Origin of the sequence: Fodinibacter luteus (assembly GCF_039541575.1) — a bacterium.
Taxonomy (GTDB): domain Bacteria; phylum Actinomycetota; class Actinomycetes; order Actinomycetales; family Dermatophilaceae; genus Fodinibacter; species Fodinibacter luteus.
The window spans coordinates 1-17,700 of the sequence record NZ_BAABGM010000009.1; the positions used below are offsets into that span (position 1 = coordinate 1).

15 protein-coding genes are annotated in these 17,700 nt (G+C 72.2%); 4 read left to right on the forward strand and 11 right to left on the reverse strand.

What is annotated here, in order from left to right; genetic code table 11:
- Window positions 1–121: 121 nt before the first annotated feature.
- The 3 genes from ABD899_RS06850 to ABD899_RS06860 all read right to left on the reverse strand — a co-directional run bounded on the left by ABD899_RS06850 (window position 122) and on the right by ABD899_RS06860 (window position 2,694).
- Window positions 122–1,051, reverse strand: a complete 930-nt coding sequence (locus tag ABD899_RS06850) for an ABC transporter permease (protein WP_345203908.1) — start codon at window positions 1,049–1,051, stop codon at window positions 122–124.
- A complete protein-coding gene (locus ABD899_RS06855) occupies window positions 1,048–1,953 on the reverse strand; it encodes an ABC transporter ATP-binding protein (protein ID WP_345203911.1) in 906 nt (301 codons plus the stop codon). Before ABD899_RS06855 ends, ABD899_RS06850 begins: the two co-directional genes overlap by 4 nt.
- A 216-nt stretch (window positions 1,954–2,169) precedes the next feature.
- Window positions 2,170–2,694, reverse strand: a complete 525-nt coding sequence (locus tag ABD899_RS06860; protein ID WP_345203913.1) for a hypothetical protein — start codon at window positions 2,692–2,694, stop codon at window positions 2,170–2,172.
- A 93-nt stretch (window positions 2,695–2,787) separates the two neighbouring features.
- Here ABD899_RS06860 and ABD899_RS06865 point away from each other — a divergent pair, with 93 nt between their 5' ends.
- Window positions 2,788–3,243, forward strand: coding sequence for a hypothetical protein (locus tag ABD899_RS06865; RefSeq protein WP_345203915.1), 456 nt, complete (start codon window positions 2,788–2,790; stop codon window positions 3,241–3,243).
- Window positions 3,244–3,310: 67 nt separating this feature from the next.
- On the opposite strand, the gene moeB is transcribed toward ABD899_RS06865, so the two are convergent.
- Together moeB and ABD899_RS06875 are read right to left on the reverse strand one after the other, a co-directional pair.
- Window positions 3,311–4,504 carry a molybdopterin-synthase adenylyltransferase MoeB gene (gene moeB / locus ABD899_RS06870; RefSeq protein ID WP_345203918.1) on the reverse strand — a complete coding sequence of 398 codons (1,194 nt, stop codon included), beginning with the start codon at window positions 4,502–4,504 and terminating at the stop codon, window positions 3,311–3,313.
- Window positions 4,505–4,507: 3 nt separating this feature from the next.
- On the reverse strand, window positions 4,508–4,783 hold the full coding sequence (locus ABD899_RS06875) for a MoaD/ThiS family protein (RefSeq protein WP_345203920.1): 276 nt from the start codon (window positions 4,781–4,783) through the stop codon (window positions 4,508–4,510).
- A gap of 205 nt (window positions 4,784–4,988) precedes the next feature.
- Here ABD899_RS06875 and ABD899_RS06880 point away from each other — a divergent pair, with 205 nt between their 5' ends.
- Window positions 4,989–5,312, forward strand: coding sequence for a hypothetical protein (locus ABD899_RS06880; protein WP_345203923.1), 324 nt, complete (start codon window positions 4,989–4,991; stop codon window positions 5,310–5,312).
- An 88-nt stretch (window positions 5,313–5,400) separates the two neighbouring features.
- Here the strand turns inward: ABD899_RS06880 and ABD899_RS06885 are convergent, their stop codons facing one another.
- From ABD899_RS06885 to ABD899_RS06910, 6 genes are all read right to left on the reverse strand, one after another.
- Entirely contained in the window at window positions 5,401–6,297 is an 897-nt protein-coding gene (locus ABD899_RS06885) for a thiopeptide-type bacteriocin biosynthesis protein (protein WP_345203925.1), read from the reverse strand.
- Complete coding sequence (locus tag ABD899_RS06890; RefSeq protein WP_345203927.1) at window positions 6,294–8,573, reverse strand: lantibiotic dehydratase; 2,280 nt, start codon at window positions 8,571–8,573, stop codon at window positions 6,294–6,296. Before ABD899_RS06890 ends, ABD899_RS06885 begins: the two co-directional genes overlap by 4 nt.
- Window positions 8,563–9,669: a TfuA-like protein gene (locus ABD899_RS06895; RefSeq protein ID WP_345203930.1), complete on the reverse strand. Its 1,107-nt coding sequence runs from the start codon at window positions 9,667–9,669 to the stop codon at window positions 8,563–8,565. Before ABD899_RS06895 ends, ABD899_RS06890 begins: the two co-directional genes overlap by 11 nt.
- A complete protein-coding gene (locus tag ABD899_RS06900; RefSeq protein WP_345203932.1) occupies window positions 9,666–10,838 on the reverse strand; it encodes a YcaO-like family protein in 1,173 nt (390 codons plus the stop codon). Before ABD899_RS06900 ends, ABD899_RS06895 begins: the two co-directional genes overlap by 4 nt.
- Window positions 10,839–10,945: 107 nt before the next feature.
- A complete protein-coding gene (locus ABD899_RS06905) occupies window positions 10,946–11,860 on the reverse strand; it encodes a TauD/TfdA dioxygenase family protein (RefSeq protein WP_345204020.1) in 915 nt (304 codons plus the stop codon).
- Between the two features lie 5 nt (window positions 11,861–11,865).
- On the reverse strand, window positions 11,866–13,401 hold the full coding sequence (locus tag ABD899_RS06910) for an MBL fold metallo-hydrolase (RefSeq protein ID WP_345203935.1): 1,536 nt from the start codon (window positions 13,399–13,401) through the stop codon (window positions 11,866–11,868).
- Between the two features lie 220 nt (window positions 13,402–13,621).
- Between ABD899_RS06910 and ABD899_RS06915 the strand changes: the two genes are divergently transcribed.
- Window positions 13,622–16,225 (forward strand): tryptophan 7-halogenase, encoded by a 2,604-nt coding sequence (locus ABD899_RS06915; protein WP_345203938.1) that lies wholly within the window; start codon window positions 13,622–13,624, stop codon window positions 16,223–16,225.
- A 17-nt stretch (window positions 16,226–16,242) separates the two neighbouring features.
- Window positions 16,243–17,625 (forward strand): cupin-like domain-containing protein, encoded by a 1,383-nt coding sequence (locus ABD899_RS06920; RefSeq protein ID WP_345203940.1) that lies wholly within the window; start codon window positions 16,243–16,245, stop codon window positions 17,623–17,625.
- Window positions 17,626–17,700: the final 75 nt, after the last annotated feature.

Below are 17,700 nucleotides of genomic sequence, written 5' to 3' on the forward strand. Positions count from 1 at the left end.
ACCGGCTGGTCCATGCAACAACCGTACACATGTCCACCGACAGGCCCCCACCGTCATCCACACCCCACCCCACTCATCGCCGGCGTCTTCTAGGCGCCAGAGCGCCCGCCCTGTCGAGGAGTCACCGGACCCACTGCAGGCTGGCGTCGCGGGCCGCCTCGACCTGCGAGCCGGTCTGCCGCCGCGCCATCCTGCGCAGCACCCGTGGGGTCACGAGCGCGCCCACGACGGCCCACGTCCCGAGCACGACGACGGTCTCGGTGGTCCGCCAGCTGCCACCGAGCTCGAGTGCCGCGGCCTCGTCGGGCAGGAACGCGGACCGCATCCCCAGGGCGATCCAGTACATCGGGAAGACCTGCGCCACGACCTGCACCCAGCCCCACAGGGCCTGGACCGGGTAGAAGATCCCCGAGATGCCGGCCAGCACGAGCACCGGGAGCATCCCCCACGTGCCGACCTTCTGAGTGCTCGGCACGAGCGCTCCGATGACCATCCCGATGGGCATGGTCGCCAGCAGCCCGAGCGGGATCACCCACGCGACCGTGAGCCACCCCGAGGGGTCGGCCATGAGGTCGTCGAAGAGCAGGAAGCTCGGCACGAGGATGACGAGCATCTGGGGCAGGAGCGACAGCGACTGGAACAGCAGCTGGCCGGTGAAGTACCCCTGCAGGCCGTGCGGCACGGCCTTGTGGCGCAGGAGCGTGCCGTCCTCCTTCTCCATCGCGAGCGCGTAGGCCGGGCCGATGATCACCCCGAAGGCGATGAAGGCGCCGAGGATGCTCGGCAGCGCCACCGAGGGCAGCATGAGGTCGGTGCCCTCGACCTCGGTGTCGCGCCGCAGGTACAGGTAGCCGACGGTGGCCGCCCCGGTGAAGAGGTAGAAGCCCTGGTCCTGGGTGCTGCGGACGCTCTGGAGGAACTCGGTCCAGCCGCGGTCGAGCCCGAGCCGCACGGCGTTGCGCGACGCGTGCGCGGGTGACCGGCTCGCCCCGACTGCCCCGGGCGGCGGGCTGGCGGCGTTCCCGGGGCCATGGGGGTCCGGCGCAGTCATCGGGTCACCTCCGCGAAGAGCCGGGCCGCCGCTTCACCGTGGCCGGCCTCGTGCTGCTGGACGAGCGCGAGGTAGGCGTCCTCGAGGCTGGCCCGGCGCACCTCGAGGTCGTGCACGTCGGCGCCGAGCTCGTCGAGCAGCTGCCGGACGAAGGCCGTCGCGTCGGGCACCGACTCGTGGTGGCGTTCGCCGGATGCCGTCCACCTCACCTGGGCCTCCCCCTCGAGCCGACGGGACAGGCCGTCGACCGTGTCGTCGGCGACGATCCGCCCGGCCGCGAGGACGAGCACCCGGTCGGCGAGCTTCTCGGCCTCGTCGAGGTCGTGGGTCGTCAGCAGGATCGTCGTGCCCTCGGCTCGGGCGAGCCCGCGCACGAGGTCGTGGAACTCACGACGCGCCTGGGGGTCGAAGCCGGCCGTCGGCTCGTCGAGGAAGAGCAGCTCGGGCCGGCCGACGATCCCGACCGCGACGTCGAGCCGGCGCCGCTGGCCACCCGAGAGCGTAGCGATCTTGCGGTCGGCCAGCTGCGTGAGCCCCACGGTCTCGAGGAGGAGGTCGATGTCGTGCGGTCGTTGGCGCTCGGGCGTCGAGTAGGGCGCGAAGTAGCCGCCGAGCTGCGTCAGCAGCCGCCGGGGCGTCCACCGCGGGTGGTCGCGCCAGGACTGGAGCACGACGCCGGTGCGGGCTCGCCAGTCCTCGTCGGCGTGGGCGGGGTCCTGGCCGAGCACGCTCACGTCACCGGCGGACCGGATGCGGAACCCCTCGAGGATCTCGATCGTCGTCGTCTTCCCGGCACCGTTCGGGCCGAGGAGGCAGACCACCTCGCCCGCGCTGACGTCGAACTCCACCCCGGTGAGGACGTCGGCGGCGCCGTAGCGCATCCGCAGGTCGCGAACCGTCACCACCGGTTCCATGGCCCCTCCCGAGCGTTCGGATGCCGGACCTTGACCAGCGTAGGAGTCGGCACCGACAACCCGCCAGACCGGCAGCGTCCGGGGCGGCGCCAGCCGCAGCGCCGCCACTTGCAGCGCATCTCGGGTGGGCGAGGATCCGGTGTCGTCGAAACGCGAGCTGCTCGAGGATGACGGCCGCCGCGCACGCGCGATGGGGCGCCGTGCTCACCAGTCCTCCAACGCCTCGGGCATGAGCCAGGCCGGGACCCCGGCGACGAGGGTCTCCTGGGTGATCCTGCTGTCGGTCACCCGCAGGAGGAACAGCTCGTCGGTGTCGTCGCGCTCGCCCGCGATGACGCCGTCGAGGCGGTGGTCGAAGGTGAACTCCGCGAAGTCAGGGTTGTCGCTGCGCCTCGCCACGGCGTCTGGGCCGAGGTAGTGCCCGACGAGGAAGGTCAGCGTCTGCACTGCGTCGTTCGACTTCTCCGAGGCCCGCCAAGCAATGCGGTCACCGTGCGCGCAGACGCGCCAGTCGTGGACCCCACGGGGGATGTTCCGGGGAGGGCTCAGGGCGCCACCCCCCGCCTCGAAGGCTTTCGCCACCGAGGCTCGAGGGTTCATCGGCAGCCGCAACGGGTCACCGTCGGGAAGCCCACCCCAGTCGGCGAAGCCGCTCAACCACTCCACCTCCGCCGGGTTGAGGTGGGGCGTGATCTCGAGGAAGCCCAGGTACCTCGTGCTGAAGCCCACGTCACTCTCCTGTGGTCGCCGGTCTCGGGACACCCAGCGTGCCCGGTCCGCTGCCGGCATCCCAGCCGTCATCCACAGGCACGGGGCCTGTGGATGACGGCCGGGATCGTTGCGCGAGACCTGCCATTGCCGACCGCCGACCACACCGACCAGGAGGTGGTCGACGTCGTGCGCGTCTGCCGCGGCCTCCGCCCGCGTCGCGGCGATGCATCCGACCTGCTGAGGACCCACGCCCAGGCACTCGTCGGCGATCGTCCCTGGGGTGAGGGCCGCTGGATGCCGCCGCAGTTCGTCCTCGTCACCGTCGTGTGCCGCTCGGGTCGCGTCGTCCCCGGTCCGGAGGAGCTGTTCTGGCTCAGCGCGTGGCGGTACAGCAACCACCTCGCCAACGCCTTCGACGGAGATGTGTACCTCGTGACCGAGCACGGGTGGACCGGGACCATCGACCAGCGGGCCGGCTTCTCACCGGCCCTCGGGGATGGGGCGAGGCACCTGACCGCGATCGGGCCGGACCTCGACCCGGGTCGAGCGCACCCGACGCCTACGTGATTCCTCTCCTCCACCGGGTACCTGCTCGCTGGGTGTCAGCGCACGACGCGCGGTCACGTCCAGGCGGTCAGTACGCCGGCAGGCTTGGGTCGACGTCGCTGACCCACGCCAGCACGCCGCCCTCGACGTGCCGCGCCCCCAGGTGGCCGGCGTCGTGAAGGAGGGCGAGCGCCTCGGCCGAGCGCACCCCGGACTTGCACAGCAGGACGACCGGGCGGTCGTGTGGGAGGTCGGCCAACGCCGACCCGGTGCGGAACCGACCCATGGGCAACGCGACGGAACCGGGGACGGCGACGATGTCGCGCTCCGCGGGCTCCCGGACGTCGATGAGGACGAAGTCCCCCTCGCCACCCTCGCGGCGCTCGAGCATGACCGCGAGCTCACGAGCGGAGATCGTGGACTCTGCCGGCACGGGTCGCGCGCGCACTCCACAGAAGTCCTCGTAGTCCTGGAGGCTCGTCACCGTCGGCTCCGGACCGCAGGCGGCGCAGCGCGGATCCTTGTCGAAGCGCAGGACCCTGGTCGACGGTGACAGGGCGTCATGGACGACGAGGCGACCGATGAGGGGCTCCCCGAAACCCACGATGAGCTTGACGGCCTCGACCACCTGCATGGATCCGAGGACCCCGCACAGCGCTCCGAGCACCCCGCCCTCGGCGCAGCTCGGCACCATGCCCGGTGGCGGCGGCTCCGGGTACAGGCACCGGTAGCACGGGCCTCGGTCCGCCCAGAACACGCTCAGCTGACCGTCGAAGCGGAAGATCGACGCCCACACGTAGGGCTTGTGCAGCAGGACGCACGCATCGTTGATGAGGTAGCGAGTGGCGAAGTTGTCGGTTCCGTCGACCACCAGGTCGTAGGCCTCGAGGATGTCGAGGGCATTGGAGGCGTCGAGGCGTTCTCGGTGGACGACCACCTCGACGCCCGCGTTGACCTCGCCGACGGCATCGCGCGCCGACTCCACCTTGGGGCGGCCGACGTCCTTCTCGCCGTGGATGACCTGACGCTGCTGGTTGGACTCGTCGACGACGTCGAAGTCGAGGAGCCCGATGGTGCCGATACCAGCCGCGGCGAGATACAGCGCCGCGGGAGAGCCGAGTCCGCCCGCGCCGACGACGAGCACCTTCGCCGCGCGCAGCCGACGCTGGCCGACCACGCCGACATCCGGGATGAGCAGGTGCCGGGAGTACCGGTGTACCTCGCCGGGGGTGAGCGCGGGTGCGGGCGACACGAGCGGCGTCCCGCGGGCGTCGTGGGCCATGGACTACCCCCCTGCGAGCGCGAGGAGCACGGTGATCTCGTCGCCGTCCCGCACCGGGGTGTCGAGGCCGTGCCCCGTCGCGGCGTCGTCGTCGTTGACGTACAGGCGAAGGCACCGCCGGGGCCGGCCCACGTCATCGACGAGCTGTGCGCGAAGGTCGCTGTGCCTGTCACCGAGGTGCCCGAGCACCTCGCCGAGCGTGCCGCCCTGCAGCTCGATGCGGTCCAGCCCGTCGGCGGACACCCGTAGGTGTGCCGGAATCCTCAGTACGACAGCCACGCCCCACCAGCCTCCTCGATCCGCCCGCACCCTCACGGCATCCGCACGTCGGAAGATGCCTGGACGCGAACGGTACTCGCGCCGTGTCACGTCCACCACCCGATCGGCGACAAGAGGTTCCACCCCCTTCGCAGGGGTTGACCGCGTCATCCGTGCGGTGCCAGCATGCTATGACGTACATCACTCAGGGAGGGGAAGTGGCGACATGACCGACGCTCAAATGGAGAAGCACGGGGGCCTGCACTTCCGGCTGGACGACGGATCCGTGTACTTCATCCGCAGCGAAGTACTCGAGGCCTGCAAGCTCTCGGGCGAGGAGCTCGAGGGGGCGGAGCGGGACCTGGGTGAACGTGGCACCAAGAGCCGTGACCTCGGCAAGGCAGGGGCGAAGGTCAAGGCCCGCACGCCGGCCGTGACCGAGTCGGTGTTCATCGAGCGCGACATGCCGCCCCTGGAGTTCTCACCCATCGGTGAGGCGAAGCTGGGAGCGTCGCTCAAGGTGGCGCCGACCGTCATGTGCTGCTGGTAGCCGACCGCACCTCGTAAGGCGACCACCGCCTCCGGCCGGAGCGGTCCCGTTCGGACCGTTCCGGCTCCTCACGGACCGTTCCGGCCCCTCACGGGCCCGGCCCGGTCGACGGGCCTCCGCGCATCCCGAGCCGGGGGTCCCATGCCTGGGCCATGGCCTGCGCCTGCACGGCTTGCCGGCGTCGGTCGAGCCCGAAGCGGTGGAAGTGGAAGACCGCCACGAAGGGCAGCAGCACCCGCAGGCCGCACTCCAGCTCGCCGTGGTGAGCGAGCCCCCGCAGCCCGGTCGCGAGGCGCGTGTTCGCTGTCCGGTAGCGCCGCAGCAGCTCCTGCTCACCGGCCGAGGCACCGTCGTCGAGCTCCTCCACGAGTCCTCCGAGCGCCACCCCAGCGGGGACGGGGTCCGGGTCGCGACCAGCGGCGTCGGCCGAGTTCCCCGCGACCGGCTGCGCTCCGCTCGCCTGACCCTCGTCGACGGGGTCCCCGACCACCTGGCGCACGTTGCACCACGTGTCCCACACCTCGCCGCGGTCGTCGAGGGTGCGGGCGAAGAGGTCGTTGACGACGCGAGCCGTCAGGTCGTCGGCCGACAGCCGGGTCGCTCCCAGCCGCTCGAGCCGGTCGTGGTCGACCCAGGAGCGGCTGTCGACGTCGAAGTAGTCGTGGACGAGCGACATCGACCGCGTCCCACCGAACAGCCGGGTCTCAGGTTCGTAGATGCCCGCGGCGAAGGCGGTGACCGACCCGGCCTCCCGGAGCCGTCGCAGGGTCGCCTCCACCTTGGGCAGGACGTGCTCGCGCGGTGCCGGACCTTCCAGCCTGAGGCGGATGTCCGGGGGCTTGCGCATGAAGTGGAACCGTCCGAGGTCTCCCTGGGCCCGCGCCTCGTCGAGCTGAGGCACGACGGCGTCGAAGACACGTCGCGCCTGCTCCAGCACCGGCCCGTCGGCACGTGACAGCCCGATGTTCAGCTGCACCCAGGTCATCGCCCTCCGCCCACCCCCGTCGCGGACCCGACCGTCGCCCTCCCGGACCACAGGTGGGTGGAGCGGCTGAACGGCACGGCGAGCTCGCTCACGTACCTGGCCCCCGTGTCATCGGCGAGCCACGGCAGCCGGTCCGCGTCCTCGACGACCACGCGGTCCGCCGCGTCGGAGAGCCGACCCAGCACGGCCTCCACCGCCAGCGGGCTCATCGTGCGCACGAGCAGGGCAGGCTCACCGGGCGCGAGACGAACTCGCACGGTCGCCGGCCAGCGGTGCGTCGCCGCGAGGCGCTGCCAACGGACGAACTGCTGGACACCCGTCGCTGCCCGGAGCTCTTCGACTGCGCTCTCGGAGAGCAGGGTTCGACGTGGGCGAGGGCCGGCACCGGTGGCTGGGGCGTGGCCGGACGACGACGGAGCCGGCACGCCTTCGTGCCGGGATGACACCGCCGCTCCGGCCTCGAAGCTGGCGGCCGGGGCAATGCGGCCGGAGGTCGACAGCAGCAGCTCGGTGACGCGGTCATCACGGGCCAGATCCGCGGAGGAGAAGGAGAACACCACGACGTCCTCCGACCGGCCCGGCAGTCGGACGACGGGCGATCCGGTCACCGGGTCGGTGCCCACCTGCGCCCCCGCCAGACCTTCCGCACCCTCGGTCGTGCCCCACAGCTCGACGACGTCGTCCACGAACGCCGGCGCGGCCAGCGCGTTGGGGTTGACCTCGCAGGGGCCGGCGAGCTCGATGAGGCGGAGGTGGCAGGCCGCGCTCAGGCCGTCGAGCTGCCGGCGCAGCCACCGGTAGAGGGGATCGGGTCGACCTCGGTCGCCACCCCACAGTGGCGCGAACCGACCGTAGAGCGGGGCCACCTCGTCGAACACCCCCCGGACCCGGGGCGACGGCCCGTCACCCGACTCCTCGAGGCCGACCATGAGGCAGCCGACCGGCGCGCGCGACAGGTCGGAGCCCGCCGAGCCCGACCCCGCCGAGCCCGACCCCGCAGCACCGGGCGGCGGCGGCAGCCCACCCCCGGTTCGAACGGACCTGAACCGCAGCGCCGTCTCGGCCAGCGGCCGAGCCTCGCCGACCTGCGATCGCACCCCCGCTGCGAGCTGGCTGCGGAGCACGGCACCGGCCCCCGCCGGACCGCCCGGGGCCTCGTGGTCGGCGAGGGCGGCACCGAGCCGCTTCCGCACGTCCGGGCCCAACGTGACGCGCAGGCCGAGACCGAGATCGCAGCGAAGCACGGCCCGGGGCGGCGCGATGGTGACCCCCAGGCGCCGCGCCAGATCCCGCACGACCCCCTCGGCGGTGTCGACGACCGCGGCGACCGAGCGCGGCGTCATGAGCGTGAGCCCCCCCTCGATCTCGGCGGCGCAGCCACGGAGCGCGCCGACGGCCTCCCGCCACGCCTGCTGGTCCCCTCCGGTGAGCCGTTCACCGCACCGGTCGAGCGCTTCCCACGCGGTCGCGAAGCGCGTCGGCAGGTCCAGGCCCCCGACGAGCACGCCCGCCTCGACGTAGGCCTCGAGCTGCGGCCTCACCACGGCGGTGTCCACCCCCAGGCGCCCCGCCAACCGGTCCACGAGGTCACCGAGCGTCTCCCCGCGGCTCGGCAGGAGGGGAACGACGACGTCGACCACCGGGTTCGGCTCGACGGCCCGGTCGACGACCCGACCGTCCCGGAGCCGCGTCGAGTACCTCCAACGCCCATCGTCCTGGCGGGTCAGCGTGGCGTTGGCCCGCCACGGCTCGGACCACAGGTAGGGCGGCCGGGCCGCGAGGGAGCGCAGCACGAACTGGAAGGGCCGCAGGTCGGGCTGGACGAGGACGGTGCTCGACTGCCTCCGGACCGTGGTCTCGCCCGCCCACTCGGCCAGGGCCACGCCTGCCCAGAGGTCCGCCGGTTCGGTCCGGCCCACTGCTCGGGAGAGGTGACGGTAGAGGGCGCCGTACAGACGACGGTCCCGGGCCGCTGCCTTCCTCCGCCGTCGCCCCGGGACGGCTGCCGCACTCCGGGCCAGCTGCGGGTTCGCGATGACCAGGGCCTTCATGAACGCCTCGTCGCCGACGGTGACCTCCCGCAGCAGTCGGCGCTCACGCTCCATCGCCCTCTCGTACGCAGCCACGAGGTCCCCGCTCACCGGCCCGTTCCCCGCCGTCAGGGCCAGGCTCGCCAGCGCGCTGTCGCCGAGGCCGTCCAGCCTGTCGATGGGGAAGGCGGCGGCCCGGAGCAGGGCCACCGGGGCGAAGTCGTGCTCGGCGGGCTCACACGCCATACCGCGCCCACAGCCGCGCCGTGGCGAGTCGGGCCTGCTCCACCGCCCCGAGGTCGACCTCTGCGGCGAGGTGCTCCTGCAGCGCCTCGATGAGGGCGGCGTCGCGCATCAGGTCGGCGAACGCCTCCCTCGTCAGACCGGCCGTCCGCAGCCACTCCAGGGTCGTCTCCTCGTCGTCGAGGTGGAAGGCGGCCCGGAAGGCGTCGGCCGCCCGCTGCACGTCCTCCGCGCCGAGCTCCACCCCCGCTCGGGAGGCCTCGCGCCGGGCCAGGATCCGCAACAACGTCTTCTTGCGGGCCACGTCGCTCGTCTCCCCGACGGGGTGCTCGGCGTCGCCGGCCTCGACGTCCACGGCGCTGAGGAGGTCCGCGAGGAACACCGTGCGCTCCACCCGCCACCCCGGTGGGGGGTGGACGGCCCCCGCGCCGGCACCGTCCGCGGCGGCCGCCGCGGCATCCGAGGCCATCGCGTCGAGCATGGCCCGGGCATCCCGCTCCTTCAAGGACGCCCCCTGCCGGGCGAGGAAGCTCTCGAGACGCCGCACCTGCGACGGGTCGGCCCCCAGTTCCGGCGCAACTCGCAGGAGGTCCGCGAACGAGCGGTCCGGGTAGTGCAGGGACTTCGCCCGATCGACGAGCCGCTGGGCCAGCGACGGCGGGACGACCGCCTCGTCGACGGCACGGGCCAGGGCGTCACGGATGTTGACCATGGCGTCGGAGATCGCCCGGTACCCGAACTCCGCCGGGGCGTGGGCCACGGCCACCTCGTCGTCGTCCTCGATCAGCCCACTGGCGTACCACTCGTAGACTCGCCCAACGCCGACCATGCCGAACGGGTGCAGCTCGGCTGCGCGCAGCGCTCCCATGCTCGCCGCTCCGTAGACCCTCACGCCACGTTCCAGGGCGAGGAGCACCTCCTTGTGCCAGATCGAGGGGACGAACTGGAAGAAGCCGTCGACGATGCCGATCGCGGTCGCGCCACGGTCGATCGCGCGGAGCACGTCCCCCTGCTCCGCCGGCGGGTGGTACTCGGCGTCGAGGTGCGCGCGCGCCCGCTCCGCGCTCAGCGTGGGGCCGAGGAAGACGTGGGTGCTCACGGCTGCCGTGCCAGCGCTCGGGGACCCGGCCGGTAGGACGGCGACTCCACCGGCCCCTCGAGGTCGAGGGCCAGGACCCGGACGACCGAGACCGGCAGGTCGTCGCGGGAGAGGTCGACGACGACGACCTCGCCCAGCCCCGCGTCCGCGAGCGCGTCGAGGCACAGGGACAGGTCCTCGTCGACCGACCCCGCCGACGGCAGAACCGGTTCGGTGAACGACGCTCGCCCGCTCCAGCTGCGGGCCATCTCGCGGTACGTACGGATCGCCTGGGGCGACTGGAACGCCCGGTAGCGCTCACGGGTCAGGTCGTCACGGGCACCCGAGATGACCGTGAGCCGGCTCTGGGCCGCCTCGGTGAGGGCTCGGGTGAGCGCGACGCCGGGGTCGGGGTGGCAGCCGGCACCGAAGGCGGCCGGGTACGGCGCGATGAGGGGGTCGGCCTGCCGGTCGAGGACGATGACCCGGTAGCACGGCAGCGGCAGGTCGCTCGTGACGTCCCACACGAGGACGTCGATGTCCGCGGCGTCGAACCGGTCCAGCAGCTCGCGGCACGAGGGGTCGCTCACGGTGGCCGGGTCGAGCTCGGTGGCGCGTCGCTCGTCCCAGGGACGGTGCTCCCACAGGGCACACGCGTCGCGCTCCACGGCCTCGCACAGCGCATGGAGCGTCGCCTCCCCGATGGTGTTGCCGGCTGCGAGCCCGTTCGTGCTGCACACGAAGCAGCCACTGCCCGGGACACGAGGCAGGCAGGCGTTGGCGTGCACGAGCTCGTAGGGCACCCACACCGGCTCTCCGCCCGGCAGCGACCGCCCGAGCGTCCAGGGAATGGGCTGCCACGGGGTGTAGGTCGTCGTGCGGGAGAGCGGGAGCCGCTCGGGGTCCACCGAAGGAAGGGTGCGGCGCAGGTGCTCGTAGCTCTCGAGCCGCACCAGGCAGTCGTTGAACTCGGCGTGGTGGGCTTCGAGGGACTCCCCGACAGCCGAGGCCTTGGCCGCGTCGATGTCCAGGCCCTTGCCCTGCGAGACCGACAGCGAGCGCGCGTTGGGCCGCACGGCGACCGCGACCGGGATGCCGACGCGGTCCAGGCCGGTGATGTTGGCGACGCGGGTGATCCCGACCCGCTCGAGGTGGGGAGCGAGCCGTTCCAGGGTCTGCGCGGGATGCACGGACCGCCTCGACCCGTGCACGTAGCCCCCACCCGTGGGAGCCGGGGAACGGGGCGGGCCCGACACACCCGAGCCCGACGGCGTCACTCGGTGGGAGCGGGTGGCAGTCAATTGATCTTGATGTTCTTGAAGTGCCGGGCCTCGGTGTCCGTCTCCTGGATCCGGGTCCGCCCGTGGAAGAACCGCCAGTTGTCCCAGACGAGCAGCTCGGCGCGTCGCCACGACACCCCGGTCATGAGGTCGGGGTCGTACATCGACTCGAGGAGCCGGACGAGGGTCTCGTTGAGCTCCCCGGCGGTGAGCGATCCCCTCGGGCCGACGTAGCGCCACCAGAGCAGGTCGTCACCGAAGTCGCGGAAGGAGAAGACGGGACGGCCACCCCGCCAGGACAGGAACGGCGGGCTCTCGGGGAACTGGCTGAAGTGGGCGTGCTGCAGCATCTCCGCCTGCGTCCTCGTCAGCCTGTCGTGCACGGCGGTCATGGGCACGAACACGGTTTGGCCGCCGGTGTCCGGTGGCGAGGGCTCGACGCAGTGCAGGGCGATGTAGCGCGGTTGTCGCTGGACCGGCCGGACGCAGACCTCGGCGTGGAGGGTCAGCTCGTTGCTGCTGATGAGCGCCAGCGCGTAGTCGGAGGTGACGTCCGTCCGCTCCCGCCGCAGGTTGAAGACCAGGCCGTCGTCGACCTGGTGCTGCAGCTTCGGACTCGTCTCGTGGACCATGACCGTGCCGAGGCGCCGGCCGAAGGTGACGAGCTCGTCGTTCGTGAGCAGCCGGTCGAGCCGCACCTTCGCGATGCCGTCGTCCCGGAGCCGCTGCTCGACCTCGCCGGTACGGTCCGGCAGCTCGTCGGCCGCGAGCTCCGCGACGAGGATGCCGTCCGGTTCGGGCAGCCAGTCGGACCGCGTCAGCGAGCGCTCTCGCATGCGAACGTGCGGGTGGTGCGCCTGCTCGACGAACAGACCACCCAGCACGGTCGGCATGGTGGCGAGGTCGGCCACCTCCGTCACCGTCGGACCCATGGTGCTCACCCCAACATCCCAGCCAGCTCGGCAGTCGGAACCTGTTCCCGGAACGGCCACGCGTGGCCCGGGACCCGGACGACGTCACGCCCCGACGACACCCGGCGGATCGAGTCCCCGGGGCGCAGCAGCGCGACACGGACCGGGCTGCCCAGCAGCCCGCACGGCATCTCGGTGCGGTTGCGGGCGGCGACGATGACCCGCTCCGGGAGCGGGTCGAAGCCGTTGGCCTCCTGCACCAGCTCGTCGAGCCGGGGGCCGAGACCGATCCGCCAGTACCAGGGAGCCCCGCCGTCGGCGTACGGGACCACGGTCGACGCGCCCCACGTCTCGGCCACGTCGATGGCCTCGTCGGCCGTGGTCATGAGGCGCTGGCGCACGCCCCACAGGTGCCGCGGCACGAGCAGGATGGAGCGTGCGACAGATGTGAAGAGCAGCTGCACCGGGTACGTCAGCCACCCGCGGTACCCGGTGAAGAGGACGTCCGGCGTGCCCACCTCCTGACGGGCCCGGGCAGCCACCTCACGCACGTCGCCGCTGCCGTCACGGCCCGAGTCGGCGAGGAAGGCGGCCGAGAAGTCGGGAGTACGGACGAAGTAGGTGTTGCCGTGGTTGCGGATGCCGGGGTGCAGCTGCTCGGAGTCCGTCGCCTGCTCCCCGTGGAAGGGCAGGGCCACGACGTCGATGTCACCCACCCGGACCGACTCCCACCAGTCCAGCTCCACGACGTCGGTGAAGCCGAGCTCGCGGAGCCGCTCGGCCATCCCGACCGTCATGATCGTCTCCCGTTCGACGCGAGGGACGATGACGCGGGTCGAGGGGTGGAACTGCAGGAGGGTCGACGGGACGAAGTGGTCCGGGTGCGAGTGGGTGATCGCGACCGCGTCGACGCGTCCGACGTCTCGCAGCCGCAGGGGTCGGTACCCGGGCGGGTCCGCGGGGTCGGACGCCGCGAACCAGGGGTCGACGACCACGGCGGACGTCCGCGACCGCACGACGACGGTGTTGTGCCCGACGAACGTGAGGTCGGATGCCGTGACGTCCGGGTGCGGGGCCGACTCGACGTCGGCGTCCTCGAGCATCCCGGCCTGCTCGAGCGCCGCGACGAGTCCGGCGGTCGGGCCGGTCACTCGCGCGCGGTCGACGCCGTCGCCGGCGAGCGCCGACACGAGCTCGTGCAGCCGTGGCCAGTCACCGACGTCGAAACGGCCCTGCAGCCCGCCCTCGCCGCTCGTCGGGACGAGGGCCAGCTCGCTGGGTGGAGCGAGCGCGACCTCGGGGTGGAGGACGCTGTCGTGCACGCGCCAGTGCCGCTGCACCACCTCCGCGACCTCGGCGAAGGCCGCCGAATCGACCGCCTGGGCGAGCAGCCTCGGCCCCGCCTCGACCAGGCCCTCGAACCCGTGCCGCTCGACGTGGTCCAGCACCGGTGCGTAGACGCGCTGGACGTTCTCGTCGGGACGGCGACCCACCGGGCTGCCGAACACCGTCCGGTCGGCGTAGCCGACGTCCACGCGCACGTCGGACCGCAAGCGTCGCACCACTCCCCCTCCCAGACGAGCCCCGTTTCCACGGGCCGGGTCCGGACATCTTCCAGCGCGCGGGAGACGCGGTCAAGGACCGGTTCGCTGGGGATGACGTGTGTTGGCACCGGCGCTACAGTGCCGGGAACGCAGTCGGTGCACGTTCATCGGGGGGTGCCATGGCCAGCAGCACCTGGGTCACGACGGAGGGTCATCCGGGCCTGCCACGAGGCCCTCTGTGAGCACGCAGCCACTCCGCCTCGCCCCCGGCGCCGAGGCCGTGGTCGCTGCCTCGGGATCCGTCATCCTGCGCAACGGGGAGCGGACCGTCGAGGCTCGGGGCCTGGACCCCGAGCTGCTGCGGGCCGTCGTCGAGGCCGTCGACGGAGTCCGTACCCGCGAGGAGGTGATCGCCCGGATCGAGGGCCCGTACCCGCGGGCCCACGTCGAGGCGGTCCTGGGCGGTCTCAGGGGCACCGTCCTCGCCGACGACCCGACCACGGCCGGCGGCGGTGCGGGCACGGTCGGGGTGCTCGGTCGCGGACCGCTTGCGGACGGCATCCTCGAGTCGCTGCGCGGCAGCGCCCACGACGTGAGTCACTGGGCGGGCGCACAATTCGCCAGCTGCGAGGACCCGTCGTTCCAGGCGGATCGGCGGGCCCGGATGCCGCTTCTGCCCTCGCCGGCGCCACCAGAGAAGGACGAGGACCCGTTGTCCGCAGCGGCGCTCGACGAGCTCCTCGACGGGGTGGACCTCGCGGTGTGTGCCCTCGCGGGAGTGCCCTACCGGGCGCACCTCGACGTGGCGGACGCGGCCCGTCGCACGGGAACGCCCGTGCTGTTCGTCTCCGGGGCGCCCGACGGGGGCACGGTCGGCCCCCTCTACGTCCCGGCTGCGAGCGCCTGCTTCGAGTGCGAGCGCCGCGCGGCGGTCCTCGACGGCGCGACCGACCTGGGCCCACCCGACGAGGTGCTTCCGCTCCTGCACACCCCCGCCCTCCCCGACGGTTCGGACCTGGCTCGGCGCCTCGGAGAAGAGGCGGCGCGTCTCGTGGACGCCGTCCTGTCCTCGCCCGCGGCCGACGGCTCGTTCTCGCACGTCACCCGCCTGCCGCGCGGCGGGGCGCCGGTGCGTCACGTCGTCCTGCCCCGAAGCGACTGCACGAGGTGCGGCGGCACGGCATCCACGATCGAGGGCAGACCAGCGCCCGAGCGCTTCGGCCTGCCCGCGCTCGCCGACGTCGCGCTCGAGCTGGACCGCGCATCCGCCGAGCGCCCGACGACGGCCACGCCGCGGCAGGGCCCGGCATACCGCACGGTCGGCATCCTGGGTGGCGGCACCGCCGGCTATCTCACGGCGCTCACGTTCCGGCGACGGTTCCCCGACATCGACGTGACCCTCATCGAGTCGAGCCGGGTCGGGGTCATCGGTGTCGGAGAGGCGACGACACCGAGACTCACCGAGTACCTGCACAGCCCGGCCGACCTCGGACTCGACATCGTCGACTTCCACGAGCGGGTCTCCCCCGTGTGGAAGCTCGGGGTGCTCTACCAGTGGGGCCGTCCGGGGGGCGAGTTCCCATGGCCCTTCCAGTACGGCGCCCTCCTCGACGCCTACGCCCACGACGGCAACCTGTCGGCACACTGCCTCGCCGCGATGCTCATGGACGCCCGGCGGGTGCCGGTCCTGCAACGCGATGACGGCGAGTGCACGTCCCTGCTCGGCCGGGTTCCCTTCGCGTACCACCTCGACAACCCACGGTTCGTCCGGTACCTCCAGCAGGAGGCGGACCGCGCCGGGGTCACGAGGCGCGACCTCGTCGTCACCGACGCCACGATGTCCCCCGACGGAGGCACCGTCGAGAGCCTGGTCACCGAGGACGGCGAACGGCTGGCCTTCGACCTGTACGTCGACTGCTCCGGTTTCCGCTCGGTCCTGCTCGAGGGCAAGCTCGGGTCCCCCTTCGTCAGCTACGCCGACTCGCTGTTCACGGATGCTGCCGTCGTCGCCAACGTGCCTCACGACGGCGTGACCAAGCCCTTCACGGTCGCCGAGACCATGGCCAACGGCTGGTGCTGGAACATCGCCTTCGAGCAGGAGGACCACCGCGGGTACGTCTTCTCGTCCGCCTTCTGCAGCGCCGACGAGGCCGAGGCGGAGATGCGCGCCGCGAACCCCGGGATGTCGGACGCCTGGTCGCTGCGGTTCCGGTCCGGCCGGCACGAGCACTTCTGGAAGGGGAACGTCGTCGCGGTCGGGAACGCGTACGCGTTCGTCGAGCCGCTCGCGTCCACGGCGATCCACATGCTGCTCTTCGAGCTCGACCTCCTCGGCCACCACCTGCCCGGCCCCACCGAGGACGCCCACAAGGACCTCCTCAACGCGCAGGCGAACGCGATGTGGGACAGCCTGAGGGGGTGGCTGGCCGTGCAGTACCGGTTCAACACGAGGATGGACACCCCCTTCTGGCGCGCCTGCGCGGCCGACGTCGAGCTGGCCGGCGCGGCGCCGCACGTGCAGCGCTTCCGTGAGCGCGGTCTCCTGAGCTCCGATGCGGTGCAGGTCCCCCCGCCCGGTGGAGCGTTGTCGCGGTACGCGAACGACTACTTCTCGCAGGACTACGTCTACGACGTCATGCTCCTCGGCCAGGACGTGCCCGGCAGGCTCGGCGAACCGAGGACCGGGCGTGAGGAGTGGCGCACGCGGACCGAGCGCAACCGCTCGATCGTGGCGCACGCACTCCCCCAGAACGAGGCGCTGGAGTGGGCCCGCCGGCATCCCGAGCACCTGACCGACCTCGTGACCAGCCCGGACAGCTGGCTCGGCGAGCAGCTCTACTGACGCGAACGGAGCACCGAATGAGGACCCTGGACAACATCGACCGCATCCCCACGCCCCCTGCGCAGCAGCTGCTCGACGACTACGTCCTGCGTCGTCGGCCCGTCATCATCACCGACCTGTTCGCCGACCTGCCGATCCGTGGGATCGACACGGCCGAGCGGGCCCTCGAGGAGTTCCCGGACCTCCCCGTGGTCGTCCAGCCCAACTACATGACCTCGCTGCTCGAGCGGGGGACGACGGGGGAGACCCGGCGCACGACCCTCGGGCAGTTCCTCGCACAGATCGAGGCCGACCCGGACACCGATGACTACTGCATCGAGTACGACACGCCACCGCAGATGGATGCCTTCATCCAGCCCACCGAGCACTGCCGGCTCATCGACCCTGACGACGTCCGACCGCTCATGTTCGTCGCCGCGCCCGGCAACTTCGCCCACCTCCACTACGACGGGGACCAGCGACATGTGCTGATGTACCAGGTGTTCGGGCGGAAGAGGTACACGATCATCGACGCCCGTGAGGGCCGCAAGGTCGCTCCCCTGTCCGACCCGTCGATGCAACGCACCAGCTCGCTCTTCCTCCAGAACTTCAGCGAGGACGACAAGCTCGCCTTCCTCGAGTACGCCAATGCCTGGGACTGCGTGCTCAGCCCCGGCGAGACGCTGCTCATGCCCATGATGGCGTGGCACTACGTGGAGTACCTCGACGCCTCCATGTCGGTGAGCTATCGCCTGGGCCGCAACCGGTACACGCGCTTCCTCGCCGAGTCGGTGCCGATCCCGAGCCCCTACCTCCAGCGGCTCGCCGTCGAGTTCATCGACGAGCAGGCCCTCACGCCGCAGCACCTGGCGGCGTTCGCGATGCTGCAGGACGTCAGCCGGCGCCCCTACCCGACCGGAGAGGACCGCGCCCGGGCCCTCGACGCGTGCTGCATGCAGCTGTGCGCCGAGCTCGACCCGCAGTGGAGCCGCGCGTACACGTTCTACGACCACCAGCGCCGTGAGTCCTTGGAGCGGGTCGTCGAGCCTGACGGCGCCCCTGGGGCCGACTTGCCCACCCCCGAGGCCCCGGCCCCGGCGCCGGCGCCCGACTGGGAGGGAACCGACCTCGTGTCGCTCACCCCGGAGACGATGGTGCTCATGCCGCTGGGCGACGTGGGCGGCAAGCCGTCGGTCATCCTGGCTCGCCACGGTCGCCTCGAGCTGCGGTTGACCATCGATGCGGCCCGGCCCTGGCTCCTCGACCTGCTGCGGACGGTCTCGGACGGCGCCGTGCTCAGCGTGTCGGACCTCGCGCAGGCCTGCGGCGCGGACGTCGCCGAGATCCGACCCGTGCTGGCGCAGCTGCACGAACGGGGGTGGGTCGCCGTACCCCAGGGAAGTGAGCCGGCGCCCGTGTAGTCGTCTCGTCGCAAGGCACAGCAGGGCCGCAGCACCCAAAGCTGGCGGAGCGGCGGCCCCAGCTTCGAGCCGGCG